A 24,377-nucleotide genomic window follows, 5' to 3' on the forward strand; every position below is an offset into this window, starting at 1 on the left:
GAGGGGCCCGCTATCGGGGCCACGCTCGGGAGTCCCGTGTCAGGTGCGGCCGTGAGTCAGGCCACGACGGCATGGAGGATGCGCTCGAAGAGCCAGGGCGTCTTCGCCAGCAGACGCACCACGGGACGGCGCAGCCGGGGACGGCGGGCCAGCATGAGGAGTGCGCGCGTCGTCCAGGCGTACTTGCGGAACACGCGCTGGAAGGAGGCTTCATAGGGGCGCAGGGTGTCCTTCGTGGCGCCCTTCGCCAGCGCGTCCGGGAGCAGCGTGCCCAGGGACTCCGCGCAGGCGAGGGCCAGGGAGAGCCCCTCCCCCGTCAGCGCATCCACGTAGCCCGCCGCGTCTCCCACCAGCGCGAAGCGGTCGGCGATTCGCGCCCTGGCCACTCGCGCCAGGGGCCCTGCCCCTCGCACCTGTGAGTCGGGCTCCACGCCCGCGAGGCGCTCCGAGAGTCGGGGGAAGCGTGCGAGCATCGTCTCGAAGCCCACGCGTCCTTCGACGACTCCGTCCTCCCAGAGGAAGGCGAGGCCCACGCGGCGGGCTCCCGCGGGCGTCACGTACGCCTCCACCCCGTCCGCGAAGTGCACCTCCACGTACGGCGTCCAGGGCTCCACCTGGAAGTGTCGGCGCAAGCCGAAGCGCCTGGCGCCGGTGGACTCCACCTCCAGCCCCTCCGCGCGCCGCAGCGGGGAGCCGAGCCCGTCCGCCGCCACCAACATCCGCGCTTCCACCGGGCCTTCCGCCGTCTCCAGCGTCATGCCTTCGCCGGCGCGACGGTGTGCCAGCACCTGCGTGCGCTCGCGGAGCTCGACGCCCACCGCGCGGGCTCTCGCCACCAGCGCGGAGGCCAGGGCCACGCGCCGCACTCCGAGTCCGCCGGCTCCGGGCAGCAGCCCCTCCACCGTGGTGCCGTCCTCCTGCACGTAGCGGATGCCCACGAAGGGTGAGGTCTCCCGGCGGTCCAGCAGCGCCAGCGCGCCCAGCCTGTCCAACACCGCAAGCGCTGGCGGCATGAGTCCCTCGCCACACGCCTTGTCGGCGGGCACCGTCGCCCGCTCCAGCACCACCGTGCTCAGTCCGCGCGCGGTGGTGGTGATGGCCACGGCCAGCCCGGCGGGACCTCCGCCCACCACGGCGACGTCGTACCGCTTCACGTGGTCAGTCCTCGCGAGGTGGGGGCAACGGCCGGCACCGCCAGCACGGCGACGTCGTAGTGATTCATGTGGCGCGCCATGGCCCGTGTGCGGTTCGCCCGCCCCACCCTGCTCCGGCTCACGCGCCGGGCTCCGCTCGCGCCACGGTCCGTCGGCTGCTCCGACTCACGTGTCGCGCTCCGCCCTCACCATGGCCATGGCGCTCTTCGCCATCTCCACCGCCATGCCCACCATGCCCACCTTCTTCGGCGGCGCCAGCTCTCCGGCGAGGTAGCGGCGAAGCGCCTCGATTCGGCGCAGCTTGCCGCTCGACGTGCGCGGCAGCGTCCCCGGCTCCAGCAGCCTCACCGTGTGCGGCCGCACGCCCGTGGCCTCCACCACCGCCGCGCGGATGCGCTCCTCCAGCTCCGCCTCCTCGCCGACGTAGGGGCCCGCCCGTTCGGCGAGGATGAGCAGCGCCTCGTCCTGGCCGTCCTCCGGCGTGAAGCCCAGCGCCACCGCGCAGCCCGTGCGCACGCCCTCCACCGCCTGGAGCGGCTCCTCGAACGCCTGCGGCGCGTGGTTGGCCCCGCGGATGATGACCACGTCCTTCGCCCGCCCCGTGAGGTACAGCTCCCCGTCCGCCAGGAAGCCCAGGTCTCCCGTGTCCAGCCAGCCGTCCGCCGACAGCGCCCGGCCCGTGGCCTCCGCGTCACCGAAGTAGCCCGCCATCAGCGACGGCCCCCGCGCGAAGACGCGGCCCACCCGCTGCTCCGCCAGCACCGTGCCCACCGCGTCGCGCACCTCCACCTCGAAGCCGGCCACCGGCGCGCCCACGCTCACCAGCTCCCTCGTCCCCGCCTCCACCCGCGCCTCATGGGCCAGCACCCCGGCGTCCACGCCCAGCGAGCGCGGGCCCCGGGCCTCCGGCGGGAAGGTGACGGCCAGCGACGCCTCCGACAGCCCGTACACCGGACGCAGCGCCCGCGCGGAGAAGCCCCACCGCTCGAAGCGCTCGGCGAAGCGGCGCAGCGTGTCCGAGGACACCGGCTCCGCGCCGTTGAGCGCGTGCTTCCAATAGGACAGGTCCAGGCCCTCCATGTCCGCGTCCTTCACCCGCTTCAGGCACAGGCCATACGCGAAGTTGGGCGCGGGCGAGATGAAGCCCTTGTGCCGCGACAGCGCGCGCAGCCACAGCGCCGGCCGCGCCAGGAAGACCTCCGGCGGAATCAGCACCAGGTTGCCCGGGTAGTACAGCGCCGACAGCACGCAGCCGATGAGCCCCATGTCGTGGTACAGCGGCAGCCAGCTCACGCCCACCGGCGGCGTCCCGGGCGGCAGCGGCATGGCCACCTCCAGCGCCGCCACCTGCGACATCAGCGCCGCCTGCGTCAGCGCCACCGGCTTCGGGTCCACCGTGGAGCCGGACGAGAACTGGATGAGCCCCAGCCCCTCCGGACGCACGGGCACCTCCAGCTCCTCGTCGCCGCGCGACACCTCATCCACCGTGTGACAGCCCAGGCGCGGACGGGCCCGCTCCACGCTCGGCCCCAGCAGCAGCCGCACGCGCGAGTCCGTCAGCACCACCGCCGCCCCCGTCACCTGGAGCATCCGCGCCGTGGCCCGGTGGTACTCCTCCAGTCGCCCCAGCCGCACCGGCGGGTACAGCGGCACCGGCACCGCTCCCGCCAGCAGCGTGCCGAAGTACGCGTCCATGAAGCCCGGAGACGTGGGCAGCAGCAGCGCCACCCGCTCTCCCTCCCGCACCCCCAGCCGAGCCAGGCCCGCCGCCGTGCACCTCGCGCGGCGGTACACCTCCGCCCACGACACGACCACCTCCCGCTCGGCCGCGTCCACGAAGGTGAGGCCATGGGACGTGGTGCGCGCCGTCGCCGCGAGCGACGCATTCACCGTCGGGTACTTCAGCGCGGGAAGGGCCGGCCCCTTCACGGGCGTGCCTCAGCGACACGGGCCGCCGCGGCCCGCTGCGACACCAGCTTCGACAGGTCCGCCACCGTGCGCACGTCCTGCGCGTCCTCCTCGGACAGGCGGATGCGGAAGCGGTTCTCCAGCCCCACCGCCAGCACCGTCAGCCCCAGGCTGTCCAGCTGCATGTCCCGGATGAGGTCGTGCCCCGGCTCCACCGCGCCCTTCCACTCCAGCTCGTCAGCGGCGATGCGGCGAATCTCCGCCAGCACTTCCAGTTCGGACTCAGTCACGGGGCACCTCCGGGATGAAGCGGGGACGGTGGGCGAACTCGCGCGCGTACGCGTCGCCGAGCGCCGCCTCCTCCGCGCGAATCCGCACGAAGAGCAGCGCCGCGTTGCCCACCGAGAAGAAGAGCGCCGTCCTCCACGCGCCGTGGATGAGCGGCACACACGCCAGCTCCAGCACCACGGCCACGTAGTTGGGATGACGCAGGAAGCGGTAGGGCCCGCCCGTCACCGGCGGCAGCCCTGGCACCACGATGATGCGCGAGTTCCACCGCTCGCCCAGCGTGGCGATGGCCCAGTACCGCAGCCCCTGCGCCACCACCGCCCCGCCCAGCGCCGCCCAGCCCCACGCACCCGGGAAGGCCGGCTCCAGCACCAGCACCTCCGCCACGCACGCCACCAGGAACAGCGTGTGGAACACCACCATGAAGCGGTAGTGCGCCTGGCCCGTCTCCACCCCGCCCCGCGCGAAGGCCCGGGCCGCATTGCGCTTGGAGAGCACCAGCTCCACCAGGCGCTCCCCCACCAGCAGCGCCATGAAGCCCAGGAAGACGGCTTGGGTGGACGTCACCATCGCAGGAGCACCATCTCCGCGCAGAAGCCCGGCCCCATCGCCATCATCACTCCCCAGTCGCCCGGACGCGGCTCCGCGCCCTCCAGCGTCTCGCCCAGCACGAAGAGCACCGACGCGGAGGAGAGGTTGCCCACCTCGCGCAGCGACGCCCACGAGCGCTCCAGCGTGGCCGACTCCAGCTCCAGCGCCTCCTCGAAGGCCTTCAGCACCTTGGGCCCGCCGGTGTGCGCCACCCAGTGCCGCACGTCCTTGCGGGTGAGGCCATGCTCCGCGAGGAAGCCGTCCACGTTGCCGCGGATGTGCTCCTTCACCAGCCCGGGCACCCTGGCGGACAGCACCACCTTGAAGCCCGAGTCCACCACGTCCCACCCCATCACCCGCTCGGTGTCCGGGTAGAAGACCGAGCGCGAGGCCACCACCCTCGGTCCCCTGGCGCCCGGCGCCGCGGCGCCCCGCAGCACCGCGCAGGCCGCGCCGTCCCCGAAGAGGCCGGAGGCGATGATGTTGGGGATGGACAGGTCCTCGCGCTGCAGCGTCAGCGAGCACAGCTCGGTGGCGATGACGAGCGCGGTGTGTGTCGGGAAGGCGCGCAGGTAGTCCGCCGCCCGAGCCACCCCCGAAGCACCCGCCACGCACCCCAGGCCGAAGAGGGGCGTGCGCTTGAAGTCCTGGCGGAAGCGCACGCGGTTGGCCACCCGCGCCTCGATGCTGGGCGTGGCGATGCCCGTCACCGTGACGAAGAAGACATGGTCCACGTCCGCCGGTGTGAGCTCCGCCTGGTCCAGCGCCTGGCGCACCACCACCTCGCTCAGCTCCGTGGCCGCGCGAGTCCAGGCGTCGTTGCGCTGCTGGAAGGTGACGAGCGGCGAGTAGGCGTCGAGGGGCAGCGCCAGGTGGCGGCCGCCCACCTGCACGGCGCGGTGCAGGTCCTCCAGCCGCTCGAGGTTGAAGTGCCGCGTGGCCCATAGCTCGCGGAAGGCGGCGATGAGCTGCTCCTGCGTGGCGTAGTGGGGAGGAAGGGCACGACCTACCGCACGGATGAAGGGCGAGCTGTCCTGGCCGGGTGCGCTGCTGTGCATGAAGTTCTCGGGTCCCTTCGCGGCAGTCGGAGGATGACGCTTAACCGGCGGCCGGGTCCAACGCGAGACGTGCCGCGCCCTCTTGAATGCCCCCGGACGCCTACCGTGCGCCAGTGTTGCACGGTAGACTCGCTCCGGCCCTCCGAGAAGTCACCGGGAGAGCGCTGTCACACGGGCGACAAGACACAGCCCCGTTGAAGGAATGCACCCAAAGGTTGGACAGGCGTTGAACGTGCGGCTCACTCGAAGCGGTAGCCCTTGGGCACCACGACGATGCCGGACTCCGTCACCGTGAAGCCACGCGCCTTGTCGGCCTCCAGGTCGAAGCCAACCTTCGCGTTGGGCGGCACGCGCACGCCCTTGTCGATGATGGCGTTCTTCACCTGGGCGTGCCGGCCGATGTCCACCTCGTCGAAGATGATGGAGCGCTCCACCTTCGCGTAGCTGTTCACCCGGACGCGGCGGAAGAGGATGCTCTCGCGCACCACGCCGCCGGAGACGATGCAGCCTCCGGCCACCATGGAGTTGAGCGCGCGGCCCACCCGCTCGCCCGACTCGTGGACGAACTTGGCCGGCGGGCTGTACTCGCTGGCGGTGCGCAGCGGCCACTCGGCGTTGAAGATGTCGAACTCGGGGTTCACGGACACCAGGTCCATGGACGCCTCGTGGTACGCGTCGAGCGTGCCCACGTCACGCCAGTACGTGTTGGGCCCCGCCTGCCCGGGGATGGGGTTCTTCGCGAAGTCGTACGTCTGGATGTGGTAGCCGTCGCGCAGGGCGCGGGGCAGCACGTCCTTGCCGAAGTCGTGCTGCGAGCCCTCCGTCTTCGCGTCCACCTCCAGCAATTCGGCCAGCACCTTGCTGCGGAAGATGTAGTTGCCCATGCTGGCCAGCGCCGTGTCGGGCCGGCCCGGAATCGCCTTGGGGTCCTTGGGCTTCTCCTGGAACTCCGTCACCCGGCCGCGCTCGTCCACCTGCATGACGCCGAAGCGGTGCGCGTCCGCCAGCGGCGTGGGGTACGCGGCGATGGTGATGTCCGCGCGCTGCGCCTCGTGCAGCTCCAGCATGTGCGCCACGTTCATCTTGTAGATGTGGTCGCCGGAGAAGATGGCCATGTGCTCGGGGCGGTGGTTCTCCACCAGATGCATGTTCTGGTAGATGGCGTCCGCGGTGCCCCGGTACCAGACGGGCCCCAGCTCCTCGTAGAGATACATCTGCGCCGGCACCAGCGTGATGAAGTAGTCCGACAACAGCACCGAGCCGAAGCGCCAACCCCGCTGGATGTGCTCCGTCAGCGACTGCGCCTTGAACTGCGTCAGGACGTAGATGGAGTAGATGCCGGAGTTGATGAAGTTGTTGAGGGCGAAGTCGATGATGCGGAACTTCGACCCGAAGGGCACCGCTGGCTTCGAGCGCCGCTGCGTGAGTGGCGCCAGCCGCGTTCCCTGCCCACCTGCGAGGACCATCCCGAGAATGCGCGTGCCCATGCGGTGGTGTGTCCCTCCCTGCCGCGCAGTATAGGGGCCGGTTCGGGTTTGTCCGGTTTCACGGGCGGACTGTGGGAATGGCTGCATGCGTCAGGGGCCGGGACGCCGGGGTGTCCGGCCGAGCACTCCCAGTCGAATCCGCGTGCGCTGGCGTCCGCGTTCCCGGGTGCGCGCTGACCTATTCCTGCCTCCGTGGACTGGGGCACTGACGCCCCACGTCCGCTTCTGGAGGTCGTCATGAAGTCCCTGTCTCGAGCGCCATGGCTCGGTACCCTGGCGTTGTCCCTGTCCCTCGTCGCGTGCGGCGAGGCCCCCACCCCACCGTCTTCCTCGCCGTCCCAGGCCACGGCTTCGTTGCTGGCGCCCAAGCCGCGGTTCGTCCCGGGACACGTCATCGTGAAGTTCCGGGACGCCGACGAGGCGAGCCTGCGCACCTCGCCGCCGACGGTGCCCGGCTTCCGTGCCCAGGACGTCAAGTCGCTCGCCGGGGGCGCGCGGCTCTGGTCGCTGGAGGCGGAGCAGCGGCGCCTGGGCGCATCCGTCGCCGAGGAGGAGGCGGACCTGCTGGCCGCCCTCGAGGCGCTGCGCGCGGACCCCCGCGTCGAGTACGCGCACGAGGACCTCTACATGGAGTACTTCGCGGTGCCGGGTGATCCGCTGTACGTGGAGCAGTGGCACTACCCCGCCATCAACCTTCCCCAGGCCTGGAACAGCGTCACCGGCTCGGTGAAGGTCGCGGTGCTGGACACCGGCCGGCTCGCGCACCCGGACTTCACCGGGCGATGGACGACGGGCTACGACTTCGGTGACAACGACGCGGACCCGACGGACGACGACACGTACCACCACGGCCTGCACGTGGCCGGCATCATCGCGGCGAACGCGAACAACGGCATCGGCGGCGCGGGCATCTGCTGGGGCTGCCAGCTCATGCCCGTCAAGGTCTCCAACAACAACGCCCCGGTGATGAGCAACGTGGGCAACGCCATCCGGTGGGCCGCGGACAACGGGGCGCGCGTCATCAACATGAGCTTCGGGACGACCAACGGCACGTCCCCCTGCTCAGGCTACGCCTACATGCAGAGCGCGGTGGACCATGCCGTGCAGAAGAACGTCGTGGTGGTGGCCGCCGCGGGCAACAACGCGGCGGACACCGCCAACGTGACGCCCGCCTCATGCAACGGCGTCATCGCCGTGGCCGCGAGCGGGCGGGACGGACAGCTCACGGCCTACAGCAACCGCGGCGAGCGGGTCGACGTCACCGCGCCCGGAGGTGGCCCCGGGTTCTACGGCCCCTCCATCAGCTGCCCCATGGATGGGGGTAGCAGCGGCTCCGACGACGATATTGGCGGCATCGTGTCGTCCTGGGCGATAGCCAAGCCGAGCGCCCAGCTCCTGCCGGGGGACTACTGCCACCGCTACCTCAGCGGGACGTCCATGGCGTCGCCGCACGTCGCGGGCCTCGCGGCGCTCATCCTGACCCAGCGGCCCTCCATGACGCCCGCACAGGTCGCCGCGCGCATCAAGAGCACCGCCACGCCGCTGCTGTGCAAGACGTGCGGCACGGGCCTCATCAACGCCGCCGCCGCCATCTTCCCGCCGCTGCCGACGAAGCCCGCCAAGGGGAACTGGTACAACCCGGCGCGCAGCGGCAACGGCCTGGACATCCAGTACGCCGCCAGCGACTCGCTCGCGCTCACGTGGCTCACCTATACCTCGGGCGGCGAGCCCATCTGGTACTCGAGCACCCTCACCGCCGAGACGGGCGTGTGGGCGGGTGACCTCTACGAGTCGTACTGGAATGGCGTGAGCGCGTCCGCCACGAAGGTGGGGACGGCGAGGCTCACCCTCAGCAGCGGGCAGTGGCGCTTCGTCTGGACGAAGGGCGCGGCGTCGGGCAACGAGCCCATCCAGCGGCTGACCTTCGGTGGCGGCACCACGACGATGAACCTGAGCGGCCACTGGTACAACGCCCAGGAGTCCGGCTGGGGCATCCTCTTCGACTCCCGGGGGACGGTGCACGTCGCCAACGTCCTCGTCTACAAGGGCACCCGCCCGACGTGGATGCAGGGCGTGGCGGACAGCGCCTCGACGTCGCTCTCCTTCGGGCTGAGCTACGTGACGGGCACCAACCTGTGCCCGGGCTGCACGGGGACGCCCTCGGTGGTGGCACAGCCCGCCGGCACGCTCACCGTCAGCGGCTCGAGCGGCGTGCCCTACACGGCGGCGAGCTCCATCCAGGCGAGCTTCCCGGGCGGCACGTGGAACCGCTCGTCCTTCACGCTCAGCCGCCTGACGGGCCCGTAGCCCCGGGCACGAAAGGGGCGAGGTAGCAGGCACGAGCGTCCGGAACTCAACCCCCGGGGTGCTGGAGGCGGATGTGTGCGCTGGTGATAATGCAATGCACCGGCGGCCTCGTCCGTATCCAGGCCGGGGGGTGCCTGTTGCCTGCAGTCTTCTCTACCGACATGGTCTCCGCGAAGGAGCGGATGGAGTACTGGCAGGAGAATGCCAGCCGGGTCTTCCTGGGCCTGCGCACGGAGCAGAAGCGCAGGAACGAGCCCTTCTTCGGCAGGCTCAACCATCGGGAAGCGGGGCCGTTGTCGGTGACGGAGGTGCACTCGGCCTCGCAGCGGGTGTACCGGGGGGAGCGGGAAATCTCGCGCGCTCCGCGCGAGTGCTTCTTCATCTGCATGCAGTTGGAGGGAGTCTGCACGGTGCGGCAGCCGCGCCGTCCGGAGTACCAGACCCGGCCGGGCGACGTGGAGCTGCTCGACGGAGTCCGGCCCGGCGAGCTCTCCTTCGACAGCGAGTACCGCCGGGTCGTCATCCTCGTCCCGTACGCCGCGCTGCGGCCACGACTCATCGACGCGGACAAGTCGATTGGGAGCGTGCTGCGGGCCACGGAGGGCACGGGGGCGCTCGTGTCCGCGTACGTGAATGCCTTCGCGCGCAACGAAGTCACCGAGCCGGCCGCGGGCTCCCTCTCGGACATCCTCGTGTCACTGCTCGCGGTGGGCTTCAACTCGCTCGAGGATGGACCGCAGGCGGACACCGCCAGCGTGCGAGAGGCCCGGCGGCATGCCATGCGGGACTACGCCGAGCGCAACCTCGCGGACCCCGCGCTGAGCCCGACGACGGTGGCCGCCCACTTCCGCTGCTCGACGCGCTACCTGCATGGGCTGTTCGCGGAAGGGGGCGAGTCCTTCATGCGCTGGGTGCTCGCGCGGCGCCTCGCCCGGTGCCGGCAGGCGCTCGTCGCTCCGGAGCTGCGGGAGCGGACCATCGCGGACCTCGCCTTCCGGTGGGGGTTCCAGGACCTCTCGCACTTCGGCCGCGCCTTCAAGGCGGCGTTCGGAATGACGCCCCGCGAGTGCCGCGCGGAAGGGGCCGGGCCTCGCGTTCCCGCCCGGGCCCGGCGGCGTCCGACGACGCACTGAGCTCCGCTACAGCAGGCCGTCGAGCCAGGTCAGCTGCGCGTCGATAGTCTCCGAGATGACGCGTGGCTGGTCCGACGCGCTCGGCTCGGTGTACGGGTTGCCAATCTCCTTGTGCGCCCACTTCACCCAGGTCTGCTTGTACCAGCCCCAGTCCAGGTGGGTGCCCGTCGAGGGAGGCGTGGTGCCCGCGTACCCGGAGAAGGCGCGGATGCCGGTGGCCGGCGCCACCTCCTGGCCCCCCACCACCTGATACAGGTGCAGCCGCTGGCGACGCGGGAACTGGGCGGACAGGTCCGTGGCCCAGGCGCCGTAGAACGTGCCCCAGGGGCGCACGGGGTTGTTGATCTTCGTGTCGTACGTGCCCAGCTCGCCCTGGCTGTTCCTGCACACGCCATCAAACGACGCCACGTAGATGTCGATGCCATCCAGCCCCGTGTTGGCGCGGAGCGCCTGGGCGATGCGCATCACCAGACACCCACCACGGGAGCTCCCCGCGAGGTAGATGGCCCGCGTCTCGGGCCGGACCTGGGCCTCGAGCCAGCGGACGAAGCCGTTGACGATGCGCTGCTTCGTATCGCTGTCGAACAGGTGGTCGAAGTTGCTGTCGTTCACCACGGACAGCTGGGTCTTTCCGGGGGGAAACCAGCCCAGGGCATTCAGCTTCATGGCCAGGGAGCGACCATCCAGGAGCACATTGGGGCAGGAGACGCCGTCGCAGGTCCCGTCCCAGTCCGAGGCCTGGCCCGTCACTCCGCTGGAGTGGCCGCTGCTCGAGATTTTCTGCCCGGCCGACATCAGGACGATGGCCTCGCGCACGCTCGGAGCCTCCACCTGGGCGATGCGGATGGCGTGGAGCGTGCTGTCGGAGGCACCGGCCGCGCGGAAGGGCTCGAAGCCCGGCGCCGCCTGGTAGCCACCGGAGGCGTCCTTGTAGACGACGCGCCGAGACACCACCGTCCGGCTGCTCCCGTTGGGATAGGACAGGGCCTGGGACTGCGAGTCCACGGCCGCCTCGGGCTCCACGGGCAACGCCTCCGACTCTGGCGGAGCACAGCCGGCCAGGGCGCCACCGAGGACCAGGGCCAGTCCCGCCCAGCGGGTGACGAGACGAGGCAAACCAGCGGGGTGGACCATGCAGTGCTCCAGGGCTTGTGGTGGGTGACGCGGGGAGAAGCCGGAAACCCCTGACTATAGGGCTATCCCGACCTGGGTGTTCCGCTGTTCAGCCCCGACTCGGAGCGCGCCCCGCCCCGCTCAGCGCAGCCGGCGGCACGCGGCGGACTTCACCGCGAGGTACACGCGCACGCCCGGGGCCACGCCCAGCTCACGCACGGACGTGGCGGTGAGCCGCACCACCCAGCCCACACCCGCGACGTCCACGGTGGCGGCGGCCTCTCCCTCCGCCGCGGACTCCACTCCGAGCACCGTGCCCTCCAGCACGTTGCGCGCGGACACGCCGGACAGCGGGCCCATGGAGAGCAGCACGTCCTCGGACGGCACCGCGTACGCCGCGCGCGTGCCCGCCGACAGCTCCGGCGCGTCCGGCACCCAGAGCGCCAGCCCTTCCGCCACCCGCAGCCGCAGGCCCCCGGCTTCCGGACGCTCCAGCATGCCCTCCAGGATGTTCTCCTCGCCCTCCCCTTCCGCCGCGAGGAGCCCGCGTGCCGTCGGGCCCAGCACCTGGGAGGCGGCGCCCACCGCGCGGACCCGGCCCTCGTCCAGCAGCAGCGCTTCGTGGGCCAGGACTCGCGCTTCTCCGAGCTGGTGCGTCACGTACAGCATCGGCACGCGGGCCTCGTCGCGCACCCGCAGCAGGTACGGCAGCACCCGCTCCTTCAGCGCCAGGTCCAGGGCGGCCAGCGGTTCGTCCAGCAGCAGCAACGCCGGGTCCGTGGCCAGCGCGCGCGCCAGGGCCACGCGCTGCTTCTCGCCTCCGGAGAGCGTCGCGGGATAGCGGCTCAGCAGCGGCGCCAGCTCCAGGAGGGCAATGGCCTCGTCCGCTCGCGAGGCCCGTCCCTTGCGCGCTCCGAAGCGCACGTTCTGTCCCACGGTGAGGTGCGGGAAGAGCAGCGCGTCCTGCGGCACGTAGCCCATGCGCCGCGCCTCCGGCGGCACGTCCACGCCCGCCGCGCTGTCGAGCAGCACGCGCCCGCCGACCTCCACGCGGCCCCTTGCTCCGCGCCTGAGTCCCGCGAGCACCTCCAGCAGCGACGTCTTCCCCGAGCCCGAGCGCCCCATCACCGCCACGGAGGCGCCAGCGAGACGCGTCTCCACCTCCAGCGTGAAGCGCGCCAGCGGCAGCCGGATGGACAGGACCAGGCTCACGCGCGCACCCGCCGTCCCCGCCGCCGTGTCACCACCTCCGTCGCGTACACCGCCGCGAAGGCCAGCAGCGCCGCCACGCCCGCCAGTTGCAGCGCCTGCGCGTCCTCGCCCAGCTGCGTGCGGTGGAAGATGGCCAGCGACAGCGTCTGCGTGCGCCCGGGGATGTTGCCCGCCACCAGCACCGTCGCGCCGAACTCCCCCAGCGCCCGGGAGAACGCCAGCAGCGCCCCCACCAGCACGCCCCGCCACGCCAGCGGCAACGTCACCCGGAAGAACGCCCGCACCCGCGAGTCCCCCAGCGTGCGCGCCACCGCCACCAGCCTCGGGTCCACCTCCTCGAACCCCGAGCGCGCCGAGCGCACCAGCAGCGGGAAGGCCATCACCGCGCTCGCCAGCACCACCGCCTTCGGGGTGAAGACCACCTCCACGCCCCACGCGTCCAGCACGCGGCCCAGGGGCCCGTTGCGCGCCAGCAGCTCCAGCAGCACCAGGCCCACCGCCGTGGGCGGCAGCACCATGGGCAGCGCCAGCACCGTCTCCACCACGCCCTTGCCCGGCCCGTCCCAGCGCGCCAGCGCGTACGCCACCGCCACGCCGGGCGGCAGGATGAGCAGCGTGGCCACCGCCGCCACCGTCACCGTGAAGAGGACCAGCCCCGCCGTGCCTTCCATCACGGGACGCGCGGCTCCGCCCCGAGCACGACGAAGCCCTGCCTCGCGAAGACCTTGCGCGCGCCCTCCGTCTGGAGGAAGCGCACGAAGGCCCGCCCTGCTTCCGGCGCCTTCCCCTTCGCCAGCGCCGCCACCGGGTAGACGATGCGCGGCGCGTCCGTGTCCGGCACCGCGAACGCCACCCGCACCTTCTTCGACTGCGCCGCGTCCGTCGCGTACACCACGCCCGCGTCCACCCGCCCCGACTCCACCGCCGCCAGCGCGGCGCGCACGTCCAGCGCCGGCACCACCTTCGGCTCCAGCGCCTTCCACAGCCCCGCCTTCTCCAGCCAGCCCTTCGCGTACACCCCCGCGGGCACCGCCGCCGGGTCCGCCAGCGCCAGCCGCTTCACCGCCTTCAGGTCCCCCGGCCCCGCCAGCGCCCCCTTCGCCTCCGCCGGCACCACCACCACCAGCCGGTTCGAGAGCAGGTCCACCCGGGTGCCGGGTTGCACCAGCCCCACCCGCTCCAGGGTGTCCAGGCGGACGGCGTCCGCGGAGAGGAAGGCATCCGCCGGAGCCCCCGCCGTCGCCTGCCGGGCCAGGTCACTGGAGGCTCCGAAGGCGAACTCCACCTCGTGGCCCGTGGCCTTCGTGAAGGCCGGCCCCAGCTCCTGGAGGGCGTTCGTGGTGCTCGCCGCCGCGAATATCAGCGCCTTCTCCGCGTCAGCGGGCATGGCCGTGAACAGAAGAAGAAGAGAGCAGGCGAGGGAGAAGGGACGCATGATGGGATGCTTCTCACGTTCCAGGGCAGCCGAGGAGCCATTGTCCACATGGCCTCGCCCGTCGAGACAACTGGTTGACCCGCGCCCCCCAGGCCGCTAAGGAATACTCCGTGTCGCGGAATATCCACAAAGAGGAAGAAGACGTCTCGGCGGACGTGCTGAAGCTCCAGCAGCTGCTGCTCGCGCTGGGCCGGCGTCGTTCGCTCCGTGACCCCATCGCGAGCACGTGCGAGCAGCTCCAGTTCACGCCGCCGCAGGTGCATGCCCTGCTGTGGCTCGGGCAGGACGGCGCGCTCACCATGGGCGAGCTCGCCCGACGACTCGGCGTCACGGAGAAGACCGTCACCGGGGTGGTGGACCGACTGGAGCGCGAGGGCCACCTCATGCGCGAGCGCAGCGTGTCCGACCGCCGCGTCGTCCGCTGTCGCCTCACGCCCGACGGTCAGGCGACCTTCCAGAAGCTCGAGCGCTTCATGAACCAGGGCATGGGTCAGCTCCTCGGCGTCCTCGATACCAGCGACCGCAAGGCCCTCTTCCGCATCCTGGAGAAGCTCCTGCGCCGCATCGACACGCTGCAGCCCGCGACTCCCGCCTCGCGCGAGCGCTCCGCCTGACGCGGGCGCCGGTCAGGGCTCGCCCGGTACCGGCGCACGGACGTTTCCCAGGCTGGCGCTCGCCGGGTTGCCGGGGAGGCGAGCGCCAGGGCGCGGGCCCTCCCGGCCACTTCATGGAGCGGCCTGACGGCCCCCGGCGCCTTCGCGCCAGGGCGGTTTGCGTCCCTGGCCAAGGCCTCGCGGGTGGGAACGGGCGAGGTGACTCCCCACGGCGTACATTGGGAGGGAGGACGCGATGAAGCGAACCACACGCACGCTGTCCGTGGGGCTGGGGCTGGTCCTCGCGCTGACCGCCTGCCGCAAGAGCAGCGAGGAACCCGCTTCCGCCCCTCCGGCGCCGACCCGGGAGGAGGCTCCCGCGAGCCCCGCCACCGGCGCACGGGGTGGCGCACCCGCCAAGCAGCCGATGCCTCCGGACATGGGGGCCGCGCTCGCCTCCGTCGCCCCGCTGGTGGAGTCCGTGCGCGCCGCCGTCGTCAACGTGGAGGTGCGCGCGGCCGCGCCGTCCCGCCGCACGCGGGAGGACGCTCCCTGGGGCGAGGAGGGCGAGTCCCCCTTCGGTGACGCTCCCTGGGGCCCCTTCACGCCCTTCGGCCCCCAGGGCCCGTCCGAGGAGCGGCCGCGCCAGGGGCTCGGCTCGGGCTTCATCATCGACGGCCGGGGACTGGTGCTCACCAACAACCACGTCGTGCAGGACGCGACGAAAATCCAGGTGCAGCTCCCCGACGGGCGCGAGCTGGGCGCGAAGGTGCTGGGCACGGACCCGCTCACCGACGTGGCGCTGCTCCAGCTCCAGCTTCCCGCCGACGCGAAGGCGCTGCCGGTGGTGCGGCTGGGTGACTCGGAGGCGCTGCGCGTGGGCGACTGGGTGGTGGCCATCGGCAACCCCTTCGGCCTGGGCTCCAGCGTCAGCCTGGGCATCGTCTCCGCCAAGGCGCGCAACATCGAGGCGGGCCCCTTCGACGAGTTCCTCCAGACGGATGCCGCCATCAACCCCGGCAACTCCGGCGGCCCGCTCTTCAACCTCCGTGGCGAGGTGGTGGGCATCAACACCGCCATCGTCGGCGGAGGCACGGGCATCGGCTTCGCGGTGCCGAGCAACCTCGTCCGCGCGCTGGTGCCACAGCTGGAGAAGGAAGGCGCCGTCACCCGCGGCTGGCTGGGGGTCGCCGTGCAGGACCTGACGGCGGACCTGGGTGAGGCCCTGGGCCTGCCCGCGCGCGAGGGCGCCGTCGTCACCGACGTCACCGGGGACACGCCCGCCGCCGCCGCCGGGCTCCAGCCAGATGACGTCATCGTCGCCGCGGACGGACAGCCCATCGACTCGGGGCGCACCCTCACGCGCACGGTGGCGATGAAGCCGCCCGGCGCTCCGCTCACCCTGTCCGTCTACCGTGGCGGCAAGAAGGAGGAGCTGAAGGCCACCCTGGGCACGCGGCCGGACCTGGAGGGCGTGGCGGTGCGCAGCCGCCCCGACGCGCCGGAGGAGCCGCCGCACCAGCGCGTGGGACTGGGGCTGGCGGACCTGGACGCGCGGCTCGCACGGACGCAGGGACTGCCAGCGGCGGGCGCGCTGGTGACGGATGTGGACGAGGGCTCGGTGGCGGGCCACGCCGGGCTGATGCCGGGCATGGTGGTGGTGGAGGCGGGTGGCCAGCCCGTCCGCCGCGCTCGGGACTTGATGCGGCTGCTGCGCGCGGCGAAGCCCGGCGAGCCCGTGCTGCTGCGCGTGGTGATGCCCGGGGGGCAGCGCGAGCTGCGCGCCCTCACGGTGCCGGAGGAGTAGGCGCTCCGTCCGAGTCCCCTGGCGCGCGGGCCAGCAGCACGCGCGGGTGCAGCAGCAGGGCGATGGCCTCGCGCACCGTCCAGTAGAAGCGGTCCACCGCGTTGAGGTTGCGCTCGGTGTCCAGGGCGGGGCTGGTGGCCACGTCCAGGCCGTTCAGCCGGAAGTACTGCCGCGCCCGCAGCAGGTGGTACGGGTCCGACACCACCACCACGCGCCGCGCGCCCAGCTCGCGCAGCAGCTTCGTGGCGAGGCGGGCGTTGTCCGCGGTGGAGTGGCTCTCCTCCTCCAGGACGCAGGCCTCCGCCGGCACGCCCAGCCGCGTCGCCAGCGCCAGCATCACCCGCGCCTCCGAGGGGGGATTCACCCCCACGCCTCCGGAGAACACGAGCCGGGGCGCCACGCCCCGCTGGTACAGCTCCACCGCCTTCTCCGTGCGCGCCTGGAGCGCGCCGGAGGGCACACCGCCCGGCAGCACCCGCGCGCCCAGCACCACCACCGCGTCCGCGGAGTCGGCCCGCTCTCGCTGGCCGAAGCGGTCCACCACCCACGCCAGGCCGAACACCCCACACGTCAGCGCACCCGCCGCGACAATCAGGAGACGGCGGACGAGCCCGGGGCGGGGAGACAGCGACGAGGGTGGCACCCGCCCAGGCTAATCCATTCGTCCGCCACGCGGTTCTAAACCTCCGTGAACTTCGTCCCGGTGGCCCCGATGCGGTCCAAAGCGGCTTTGATTTCCTCGGAGACGACAAGGGCGATGGACCACCCCCAAAGACGGAACACCTTCGCCTCGCCCACTTTCAAGGGGTCAATCCGCAACCCGGAAATATCGCGGTACTGGCCGACCTTCTCCGGCCGTTCATCCTCTGGCGTCCAGCGCTCCACCTCTCTGCATGCGGCATCGTCGATGCAGCGGATGAGCTTTGTCGCCACCAGGATGCAGAACTCATCGGGCTGCCCTTGAATCTCCACAGGAAGAATCTGCACGTCAGAAGGCGCCAACTGCGCCAGGAGGGAGGCCACCCGAACGTGGATGACTGGAATGCCGAACGCCGCGAGTGAAAAATCCAGGGCCCTGCCAGGAACATCCACCGGGAATTTCAATGGCCCCCGATTGGGAACCGGCACTCCATCCGTAAATATCCACCACTCTTCTACTTCGAAGCCTTTCAAGTCCGTAGGAGCGCCAAGCAGCCAACGTCCCTTTGCGGCCATGTCATCGGACAGCTTGAAGTATCGCGTTGGCATTTGAGTACCCTCGGCGTCACTGGCTCCGGGTCACCAGATTGTTCAGCTCGGTTCCGGGTGTAGCGATCTGCCGCGACAACCGTTTGAGCTCCGCAGTGAGAGCCGCGCGGCATTGCTGGATACTGCGGCATGTGCGCGTTGCTTCAACCAGTCTCTCAAAAATCTTCTCGTGGTACTCCTGCGGGTGAGGCCCCTTGTGGCCCTTCACGTGAACGATGTTGGCCGGGTCATTCAGCGACATGCCCGCCCTATCAAAGATTCTCTGAAACTGCGGTGACCACGGGCCACCATTGCTGGTGGAGTCCCACCACTTGTCCGTGGCGATGTGATGATCGTGCCCCTTCGCGTCCACCGGGCCGACAGCCGCGCCTCCAACGCCCCGCGCCGTCGCGGAGACCGCGCCAGGGGCGAGCGCCATGGTGATTGCTTCTCCCGTCCCCGTCACCGCCTGCACTTCGCCCACGGCGGACAGCACGAGGCCCGCGCGGGGACCCGCCTGCATGGAGGCTTGCGCCGAGCCGGGCAGCGTCGGCACCTTGCCCGCGAAACCCGCCGCCGTGTTCCCAATGGCCACCGTGGCGAGCATGGCGAATGCGCGCGCCGCGTTGCGCCCCATCACATTGCCGTACCGCTCTCCCGCGTCGCGGAGTTCGTCAAATGTGCGGGCGCGGTCCGCCTCGTCCACCAGCCTCCGAAAGCCGGTAATCAGGCCCCAGAACGTGTCCACTCCCAGGTAGACGACCAACGTGGCCGTCATGACAGCGGCCAGGCCCTTGCTCGCCGGCTCGGGTACCGTCCATAAGATGAGATAGAGCGTGCCCGTCCACAACGCCGCCGCCAGCATGGCGTGCGGGTCGGCCATGTCCTTGAACGCTTCCAGCATCTCTTCGTTCACCGCGCCCTGGGCGAACGCCATGGCCAGCGCGTAACGGCCGTCCCCGTTCACCATGGGGCCCTCCGTCAGCAAGCGCAGGCAGTCTCCCTTCCTCCCGGTGCGCTCACACCAGCGCAGGTAGGCGCGCGTCAGTTCCAGGTCCGTTTCCGAGGGCTCCCCTTCCAGGTGCTCGCCCGGCCCGAGTGGCGTGACCTGGCGAGTGCGCGCATCGAAGAGATACGTCCCTCCACGCGCGTCCATCTCGAAGAGCCGCCGGGCGGCCTCCCGCGGGTGAGCCGGAGGCCGCCGGGTCCGCACGTGCTCGGACAGGGCAACCTTGAATTCGTCCTCTTCCACTTCAACGGGCCCGGCGTCGTCAGGGCGCGGAGAGAAGGTGATGACCTCGCTCCCACCCGTCTCCAGGCGCACCACCCGCGCCGTGGCGCAGCCAATCATCAGGGGCAGGAGCAACAGCGCAACGGCGCAATGCAGTCTCATGGGACGCCTTCCAAGCAGAGGCGCCGCGTGCTTCGAGCGCGGGCGAGCAGACCCAGGCTACGCGAAGGAGGGATGAGCAGCGAAGTCTCGTATTGACTTCCAATCTGGCGTTCTCCGACTGGCCTGGCATCTTCTCCAGTGGGGTGTGCGCCACCGCACTCATTGACCGCGTCATCCACCACGCCGACATCATCAACATCGAAGGGCAGAGCTACCGACGCAGGGCCGCCGACGAGAGTGCGGCCGCGCGCAAGGCGAAGGCGAAGCGCTGAGCCGGACGCCGGGGCGGAGGACTCGCGGACCCCGTCTGCCGTCTCGGTCCAGATTTCCGCGCTTCCCCGTGAACGCCAACACGTGCTGGCGGTCGTCGTGCGCCGAGTCGCTGTCTGCGCTTCGCGGGCCGCATGCCTGACGGACGCTGAGAAGCCCTTCCCAGTCATTCCCACTCGCGCGTTCGGAGTCGGACCGTCCTGGCGCCGTAGCGTGGCGTGGCGCGGCTGGCTATCGCCTGACGGGCCGGGTCGCCCGTGACTCTTTCAGTGCAACGCCCCCTCGGTCCGCCGTCCTGTCGGACCAAACGGGGAACCTCTGTCCTTAGCGCCCCTGCTGGGGCCTTCCACGGAGGCGCCGATGTTCATGCGTTGGAGCTGGGTCGTCGTCTTACTGTTGCTGTTACCCGGGGCGGGAGGGGCGCAGGAGACCGTTGCCCCGGAGGACTTTGACGCCACCGTGCGCAGGCTGGAGGAGGCCATTTCGGCCGAGTCTTCCGGCGAGGAAGAGGCGCAACCCGAGGAGGAGACTTCGCCGCCCGCCACGTCCGACTCGACACCCCCGTGGACGAACCTGCTGCGCATGGACGCGGCGACGTTGACGTTGTTGCCTCGAAGAGGCGAGGGCGCCGATGAAGGCTTCGTGCAGGTGGAGCCCATGGTGGCCTTGGGGAAGGGGGAGTCGTTGCGCCTCATTCTCGGGGCGCCAGTGCGGTTGCGGCTGTGGGGCGGAGGGGAAGGGGCGGGCCTCGTGAGGAAGGAGGACTGGGACACGCTGTCCGACTGGGGGCAGGTGGTGCGCCTTTTCATGGCTGGAGGGGACACGCCCAACTCGGTGTGGTTGGGGATGATGGAGGGCTACTCCCTCTTGTCCGGGCACCTGGTGCGGCGCTACGGCAACCGCGTCAACCCCGACTACCACCCAGCCGGCGTCATCGCGACGGGGACGGTGGGGCCGGTGTACGCGGAGGCCTTCGTCTCGGACGTGCTGAGCGCTCGCCTGACGGGGGCGGAAGTGGCCCTGGATGTACAGCACGTCCTCTTCGGCCACCCCCCTGTCCCGGGACGCTACACGCTGGCGCTGTCGGCGGTGCATGACTGGGGGAGGGTAGGAGGCACCTCGAGGCCCATGACGCTGGCGCACCTGGACGCCACCGCCCTGGTGCTGCGGCGCGGGCGCAAGGGCAAGAGGGTGGAGGCGCACCTGCTGGGCGGGTGGGGCGGACGCCCGGGCGAGCGCGGGGCATGGGGCGCGGTGGCGGGCGTGGGCGTGGATGCGCTGACGCCGACGGTGGACTTGCGGGCCCGCCTGGAAGGGCGCCTGCAGCGCGGAGGCTTCCGTCAGGGCACCTTCGGCCCGGACCACGAGTTGGCGCGCTTCCAGGTGGCGGGCCCGGCCTCCGTGCCGCTGGCGGAGGCGTCCTTCCCGGAGGGAACTTCCGCCTACGGGGAGGTGATTCTCAGCTGGGACGCGGTGCGCCTGAGTGGCATGCGCCAGCGACACCTCTTCCTCTCCCTGGGAGTGGAGGCCTTCTCCTGGGGCCGGGTGGACGTGGACGGGCGGGTGGAGGCGCAACTCTTCCATCGGGACTTCAGCCTGGGCGTCGGTGGGCTGGCGACGGCCATGGGCCAGCCGGGAGCGCGCTACCTCGTCTCGGGGGAGGCCCGGTGGCGCTTCCTGGGAGGCAACCTCTACGTGCTGGGGCAGGGCGGCACGCTGTTGTTTCCCACGCCGGAGGGGACGCTGCGGCCGGGGGCTTTCGCGGCCGTGGGGCTGGGGGTGGACAATGCGCGCTGAGCGACTGCCGCGCGGCGGAGATGGCCTGGTGCTGGCCCTGGCGCTCCTCACGGCGGGGTGTGCCTCGCTGCCCTCGCGGACGGGCCCTGGAGGCACCCTGGCTGCGGTCTCGGGCCCGACGCCCATGGCGGCCTTGGGGCGGAGTACCGTCGCGAGTCTCCCCGGTAACGAAGCGCTCGAGGCCTTCGACGACGAGGCGTCCACGACCGAACCGCTCCTGCACCGCCGCCGGGCCACGCCGTCCCCCCCGAGCCCCGGCGGAGATGAGACGACGCCCCTGCGAGTGGCAGGCGCCCTGGCAGGAGCGTGCGGGGAAGTCCCCTCGGCCTGGCCGCACCTGGACTCGGAGGACGAGGTGCTGGCGCCCTTCCTGTCGTGCACCACGCCAGCGGCCTTCCTGGCCTTGCAGCACCAGGCGGACATGCCCCGGCTGGTGGAGGCCCTCTCGGATTGGAACGCCGTCCGACTGGGCGCCCTGGGCCCCCTGGAGGCCGAGGCCGCCCGCGTCCTCCTCGAGAAGCGCGCGGCCTTCCTCGCCACCGCCGTCGAGAAGCACGGCGTGGCCAAGGCGGAAGTCCTCGCCCTCTTCATCCTGCACACCACCCACGACGACGAGGCGCGGCAGTTGCTGCGCCTGTTGGCCAAGGACAAGCTGCTCAAGCGCGAGCTGGGGGCCATGGAGGTGGTGCGTGAGGAGCTGAAGCAGCGGGGCATGGCCCTCACCGACTTCCCGGAGAGGGACTTCCGCGCCGGCGACATCGCGCGCGGGCTGGGACGGGCCGCGGATGACGTCGCGGCCTCCATTCCCCTCGTCGGCGGAAGCCGGAGCGTGGACGCGTCCGCGCTGCCCCCGCGGCTCCCACCGCCCTACCGGGCCGCGTACGAGGAGGTGGAGAAGGCGCAGTACCTGGGGGCCTTCGCGCCGGGCAACGTGGCCCTGGCGTCCTTCGACCACCTCACCTTCGGTGTGCCGCTGGGCTTCTACCACCTGGCGGCGGGGACGGCGCAGGGCGGGGCTTCCCTCGCCAAGGGGGAGTACGAGGAGGCCACGCGGCAGTTGGCGCCCGCGGCCCTCATGGTGGGCCTGTACGCGGGAGGCAAGGGGGCGCGCGCATTCCGCGAAGCGGGCCTCTCCCGGCAGGAGGGAGCTCGGCTCCAGGCGGTGGTGCCTCGCGTGGAGGCGCTGAAAGCGGTGCTGGAGAGGTTGGAGGCGCGAGTAGGAGAGAGCGCGGTGGGGGAGTTGGCCCGCTACCTCCAGCAGAGCCGGGATGCAGCCATTCTGGTGGGGGAGTGGGGCGAGGCGGGCGCTCTAGCGCTGCACGAGGCGCGAGGCAACGTTGCACGAGCACAGGCCACGTTGGCGGTGCGGTACCGCGAGTCCCCGAGTGCAGTGTCCACCGGCGGGGGCGCAGGGAGAAGGGGCGGTACCCGGCCCTCCGTGCCCCCCGAGGCGGCGGGACTCCCAGCTGAGGTGGCCGAGGCGAAGTTCAAGCAGTTGGAGGCGGAGTTCGCGGGAGAGCGCCTGTCGATGGACGTGGCGGAGCTGACGAGGCACCGCCAGTCCCTGCAGAAGGCTGCTCCTGCCGAAGTTACCGCGGAGCCACTCTGGGCCGACTATGTGGCGTACCTGGAGACGAGGGCCGCGGAAATCAAGAAGGGGACTGCGGAGAAGGGGCCCTTGAAGTGGGCGGGCTACCAACTCGTGCGCGACCGGTATGCTCGGGGCCTGGACTTCGAGAGGAAGATGGTCGCCCTCCTGGAGGAGGATGCGGCACTGCCGCGCGCGCAGCGGCGGTGGCTCAAGGACTTCGACCGGCCCCGCATCGAGACGCACGTGGGAGTGGCGAAGGCGGACATCCGCTTCGCGGACGTGCTCGTCATCGAAGAGGGGCCCGCTGCTGGCCCGCAGCCCCGCGTGGAGACGTTCAGCTTCAAGAGCCGGGACCTATCACAACTGAAAGACAAAGCCCTCCAGGCACAGATGATCACGGATGCGAACGCTGCTTTGATGTATTACGGCGAGACGTTGAGTATTCTGAGGGACAAGATCAGGCAGCAAACGAGAGTTCTGCGCGTCCGCCTCGTCTATGAAGGGGGGCCATTGAAACCCTCGAATTCAGATGTGATGCGGGAGTCCGTGGGGATAGCTGAAAGGAAGGTAAAGGGTGTGGAGGTGTCGTTCGAATGAAAGTGCTTGAACTCCGCGAAGCAGCCTCGGAAGACATTCTCCGCCTCTCCCTTGAAGGTGCCTTTAGTCATCAGGTTGGGCTCGAACGCGCGTTGGAGCCATTCCTCCTGGCTCTTGAAGCGTATGCATCTGATTGGATGCCGGAAGTTGTTGAGGGAAAGCGGCGGCGCAAATACTCCCGTTCAGCATTCTGGAAGGCACTAGGAGAAGAGCGTGACGAGGACAGCTCTGTTGTTGGACTTTACCGCACGAATCGTCCCTCGTTGGACATGACACTTCGGCTGTTGCTTGAGCCACCTGAAGGCAGGCTTCACATATGGATCGCGGTCCAGCCTCATTCCTTCTTTGGGCATTCGGAACGCTGCCGAAAATTCGTGAAGATGGTCCGTTCCTGGGCCTCAAACTACTCGGTAGTCAATGCCATGGCTCACAGCATGGCCGACCGGCAAATGGCTGATTATCCAAACTTTGGTCGCGACGACGAAGTCACGCGGCGAGATGGGTTCGACAAGGTCTACGAGCTGTTCTGGCTGAACGTTTTCGGCCCGAAGCTTGTCGAGTCCGTAGGACGCGAGCGGATGCTCTCGACTCCTGCACACCTCGTTGAGGAGCTTCCCAATGGCTCCGTCCTCTTGGTGCTACGGCCCACCGCTGCGGACTTCGCGAGCGACGAAGCACGTGTGGACCAGGCTCGAGCCCATGTCCACTTACGGCCGGACCTCGATTTCGACACGGTGCTTGACACGCTGAGGGAGCGCAGCGCCGCGCTTGCTCCGGTAGAGCCGCGCTTCCACCCTGACCTGGCCCCGCTCCTCTCACGGTTGCCGGGCGAGTTCGCCATCAGCGAGCGGCAGCAGAGGATTGCTGAACTCAACGTCTTTAGACCGCCCGAGCCGGAGGAGTGGTTGCCGGTTGCTCTCCCTTCGGACGTGGAGAATCCCGAGCACGTCCGCAGCTACTACGGCGACCTGTCCGAGAGCCTCGTGGCGGCGCTGCATACCAAGGTGCCCAGCATCATCGAGGTGACGCCCGAGTCCCTCACGGACCTCGACTTCTACCTCTGGAGGGAGAACTTCCCGGAGCGGTACAAGCGGGACCTCATCGACGAGCACACAGCCCCGGCCCTGGGCGCTTACCTGGGTGACATGCTGGTGCGGCGACTGGGCGGGACGTGGGTACCGCGGCAGAGGCTGGAGGAGTCCCAGGTGCGTGTTGGCACGCGCGTCTGGCTGCCCTTCCTCCGCGCCCGCCGGTACATGCAGTCCCGCCAGTCGCTGCTGGACTACTCGCTCACCCAGTTCTTCAAGGAGGCGGAGCGGTACCGGCCGTGACTGGAGTCGCAGCGAGTTGGACCGTACCAGACCGCGCCCGTCCCCATGGTGCCGAGAGACCTCGCGCCGGTTCCTCCCCGGTGCG

21 protein-coding genes and 1 pseudogene are annotated in these 24,377 nt (G+C 70.7%); 8 read left to right on the top strand and 14 right to left on the bottom strand.

What is annotated here, in order from left to right; genetic code table 11:
* Positions 1–56: 56 nt before the first annotated feature.
* The 7 genes from G4D85_RS44020 to glgC form a co-directional block, all read right to left on the bottom strand.
* Positions 57–1,154 carry an NAD(P)/FAD-dependent oxidoreductase gene (locus G4D85_RS44020; RefSeq protein ID WP_164020284.1) on the bottom strand — a complete coding sequence of 366 codons (1,098 nt, stop codon included), beginning with the start codon at positions 1,152–1,154 and terminating at the stop codon, positions 57–59.
* Complete coding sequence (locus G4D85_RS50510; RefSeq protein WP_275900390.1) at positions 1,151–1,276, bottom strand: hypothetical protein; 126 nt, start codon at positions 1,274–1,276, stop codon at positions 1,151–1,153. The genes G4D85_RS44020 and G4D85_RS50510 overlap by 4 nt, the downstream gene beginning before the upstream one ends.
* 43 nt (positions 1,277–1,319) lie before the next feature.
* Positions 1,320–3,083, bottom strand: a complete 1,764-nt coding sequence (locus G4D85_RS44025) for a fatty acyl-AMP ligase (RefSeq protein WP_164020285.1) — start codon at positions 3,081–3,083, stop codon at positions 1,320–1,322.
* Positions 3,080–3,352, bottom strand: coding sequence for an acyl carrier protein (locus G4D85_RS44030; protein ID WP_164020286.1), 273 nt, complete (start codon positions 3,350–3,352; stop codon positions 3,080–3,082). Before G4D85_RS44030 ends, G4D85_RS44025 begins: the two co-directional genes overlap by 4 nt.
* The gene (locus tag G4D85_RS44035; protein ID WP_164020287.1) at positions 3,345–3,920 is read right to left on the bottom strand and encodes an isoprenylcysteine carboxyl methyltransferase family protein; all 576 of its coding nucleotides are present in this window, start codon (positions 3,918–3,920) and stop codon (positions 3,345–3,347) included. The genes G4D85_RS44030 and G4D85_RS44035 overlap by 8 nt, the downstream gene beginning before the upstream one ends.
* Complete coding sequence (locus G4D85_RS44040; protein ID WP_164020288.1) at positions 3,914–4,999, bottom strand: type III polyketide synthase; 1,086 nt, start codon at positions 4,997–4,999, stop codon at positions 3,914–3,916. The genes G4D85_RS44035 and G4D85_RS44040 overlap by 7 nt, the downstream gene beginning before the upstream one ends.
* 239 nt (positions 5,000–5,238) lie before the next feature.
* Positions 5,239–6,486 carry a glucose-1-phosphate adenylyltransferase gene (gene glgC, locus G4D85_RS44045; protein ID WP_164020289.1) on the bottom strand — a complete coding sequence of 416 codons (1,248 nt, stop codon included), beginning with the start codon at positions 6,484–6,486 and terminating at the stop codon, positions 5,239–5,241.
* A gap of 237 nt (positions 6,487–6,723) precedes the next feature.
* On the opposite strand from glgC, the gene G4D85_RS44050 reads away from it, so the two are divergent.
* Together G4D85_RS44050 and G4D85_RS44055 are read left to right on the top strand one after the other, a co-directional pair.
* Positions 6,724–8,793 carry a S8 family serine peptidase gene (locus tag G4D85_RS44050; RefSeq protein WP_164020290.1) on the top strand — a complete coding sequence of 690 codons (2,070 nt, stop codon included), beginning with the start codon at positions 6,724–6,726 and terminating at the stop codon, positions 8,791–8,793.
* 161 nt (positions 8,794–8,954) lie between these two features.
* Positions 8,955–9,926, top strand: coding sequence for a helix-turn-helix domain-containing protein (locus tag G4D85_RS44055; RefSeq protein WP_164020291.1), 972 nt, complete (start codon positions 8,955–8,957; stop codon positions 9,924–9,926).
* 6 nt (positions 9,927–9,932) lie between these two features.
* Here the strand turns inward: G4D85_RS44055 and G4D85_RS44060 are convergent, their stop codons facing one another.
* The 4 genes from G4D85_RS44060 to modA form a co-directional block, all read right to left on the bottom strand.
* Positions 9,933–11,060, bottom strand: coding sequence for a hypothetical protein (locus G4D85_RS44060; protein ID WP_164020292.1), 1,128 nt, complete (start codon positions 11,058–11,060; stop codon positions 9,933–9,935).
* A gap of 120 nt (positions 11,061–11,180) precedes the next feature.
* Positions 11,181–12,251 (bottom strand): molybdenum ABC transporter ATP-binding protein, encoded by a 1,071-nt coding sequence (modC, locus tag G4D85_RS44065; RefSeq protein ID WP_164020293.1) that lies wholly within the window; start codon positions 12,249–12,251, stop codon positions 11,181–11,183.
* Positions 12,248–12,922 (bottom strand): molybdate ABC transporter permease subunit, encoded by a 675-nt coding sequence (gene modB, locus G4D85_RS44070; RefSeq protein WP_164020347.1) that lies wholly within the window; start codon positions 12,920–12,922, stop codon positions 12,248–12,250. The genes modC and modB overlap by 4 nt, the downstream gene beginning before the upstream one ends.
* Positions 12,922–13,686, bottom strand: a complete 765-nt coding sequence (modA, locus tag G4D85_RS44075) for a molybdate ABC transporter substrate-binding protein (protein WP_164020294.1) — start codon at positions 13,684–13,686, stop codon at positions 12,922–12,924. Before modA ends, modB begins: the two co-directional genes overlap by 1 nt.
* Positions 13,687–13,796: 110 nt before the next feature.
* Here modA and G4D85_RS44080 point away from each other — a divergent pair, with 110 nt between their 5' ends.
* Together G4D85_RS44080 and G4D85_RS44085 are read left to right on the top strand one after the other, a co-directional pair.
* Positions 13,797–14,300, top strand: coding sequence for a MarR family winged helix-turn-helix transcriptional regulator (locus G4D85_RS44080; RefSeq protein ID WP_164020295.1), 504 nt, complete (start codon positions 13,797–13,799; stop codon positions 14,298–14,300).
* Positions 14,301–14,535: 235 nt separating this feature from the next.
* Positions 14,536–16,086 carry a trypsin-like peptidase domain-containing protein gene (locus G4D85_RS44085; RefSeq protein ID WP_164020296.1) on the top strand — a complete coding sequence of 517 codons (1,551 nt, stop codon included), beginning with the start codon at positions 14,536–14,538 and terminating at the stop codon, positions 16,084–16,086.
* Here G4D85_RS44085 and G4D85_RS44090 read toward each other — a convergent pair.
* From G4D85_RS44090 to sitA5, 3 genes are read right to left on the bottom strand one after another with little or no spacing between them, the layout of a single operon-like run.
* On the bottom strand, positions 16,067–16,729 hold the full coding sequence (locus tag G4D85_RS44090) for a YdcF family protein (protein ID WP_164020297.1): 663 nt from the start codon (positions 16,727–16,729) through the stop codon (positions 16,067–16,069). The two genes, G4D85_RS44085 and G4D85_RS44090, sit on opposite strands and share 20 nt — an antisense overlap.
* A gap of 35 nt (positions 16,730–16,764) precedes the next feature.
* Positions 16,765–17,334, bottom strand: coding sequence for a hypothetical protein (locus G4D85_RS44095; RefSeq protein ID WP_164020298.1), 570 nt, complete (start codon positions 17,332–17,334; stop codon positions 16,765–16,767).
* A 16-nt stretch (positions 17,335–17,350) separates the two neighbouring features.
* Entirely contained in the window at positions 17,351–18,706 is a 1,356-nt protein-coding gene (gene sitA5 / locus G4D85_RS44100) for a SitA5 family polymorphic toxin (protein WP_164020299.1), read from the bottom strand.
* A gap of 74 nt (positions 18,707–18,780) precedes the next feature.
* On the opposite strand from sitA5, the pseudogene G4D85_RS44105 reads away from it, so the two are divergent.
* The 4 genes and pseudogenes from G4D85_RS44105 to G4D85_RS44120 all read left to right on the top strand — a co-directional run.
* Positions 18,781–18,978 (top strand): annotated as a pseudogene (locus tag G4D85_RS44105) (ATP-binding protein); the annotation flags it as partial.
* Between the two features lie 358 nt (positions 18,979–19,336).
* Positions 19,337–20,773: a hypothetical protein gene (locus G4D85_RS44110; RefSeq protein ID WP_164020301.1), complete on the top strand. Its 1,437-nt coding sequence runs from the start codon at positions 19,337–19,339 to the stop codon at positions 20,771–20,773.
* Entirely contained in the window at positions 20,763–22,961 is a 2,199-nt protein-coding gene (locus G4D85_RS44115; RefSeq protein WP_164020302.1) for a hypothetical protein, read from the top strand. The genes G4D85_RS44110 and G4D85_RS44115 overlap by 11 nt, the downstream gene beginning before the upstream one ends.
* Positions 22,958–24,292, top strand: coding sequence for a hypothetical protein (locus G4D85_RS44120; protein WP_164020303.1), 1,335 nt, complete (start codon positions 22,958–22,960; stop codon positions 24,290–24,292). Before G4D85_RS44115 ends, G4D85_RS44120 begins: the two co-directional genes overlap by 4 nt.
* Positions 24,293–24,377 lie beyond the last annotated feature (85 nt).

This window comes from Pyxidicoccus trucidator, from assembly GCF_010894435.1.
GTDB lineage: Bacteria > Myxococcota > Myxococcia > Myxococcales > Myxococcaceae > Myxococcus > Myxococcus trucidator.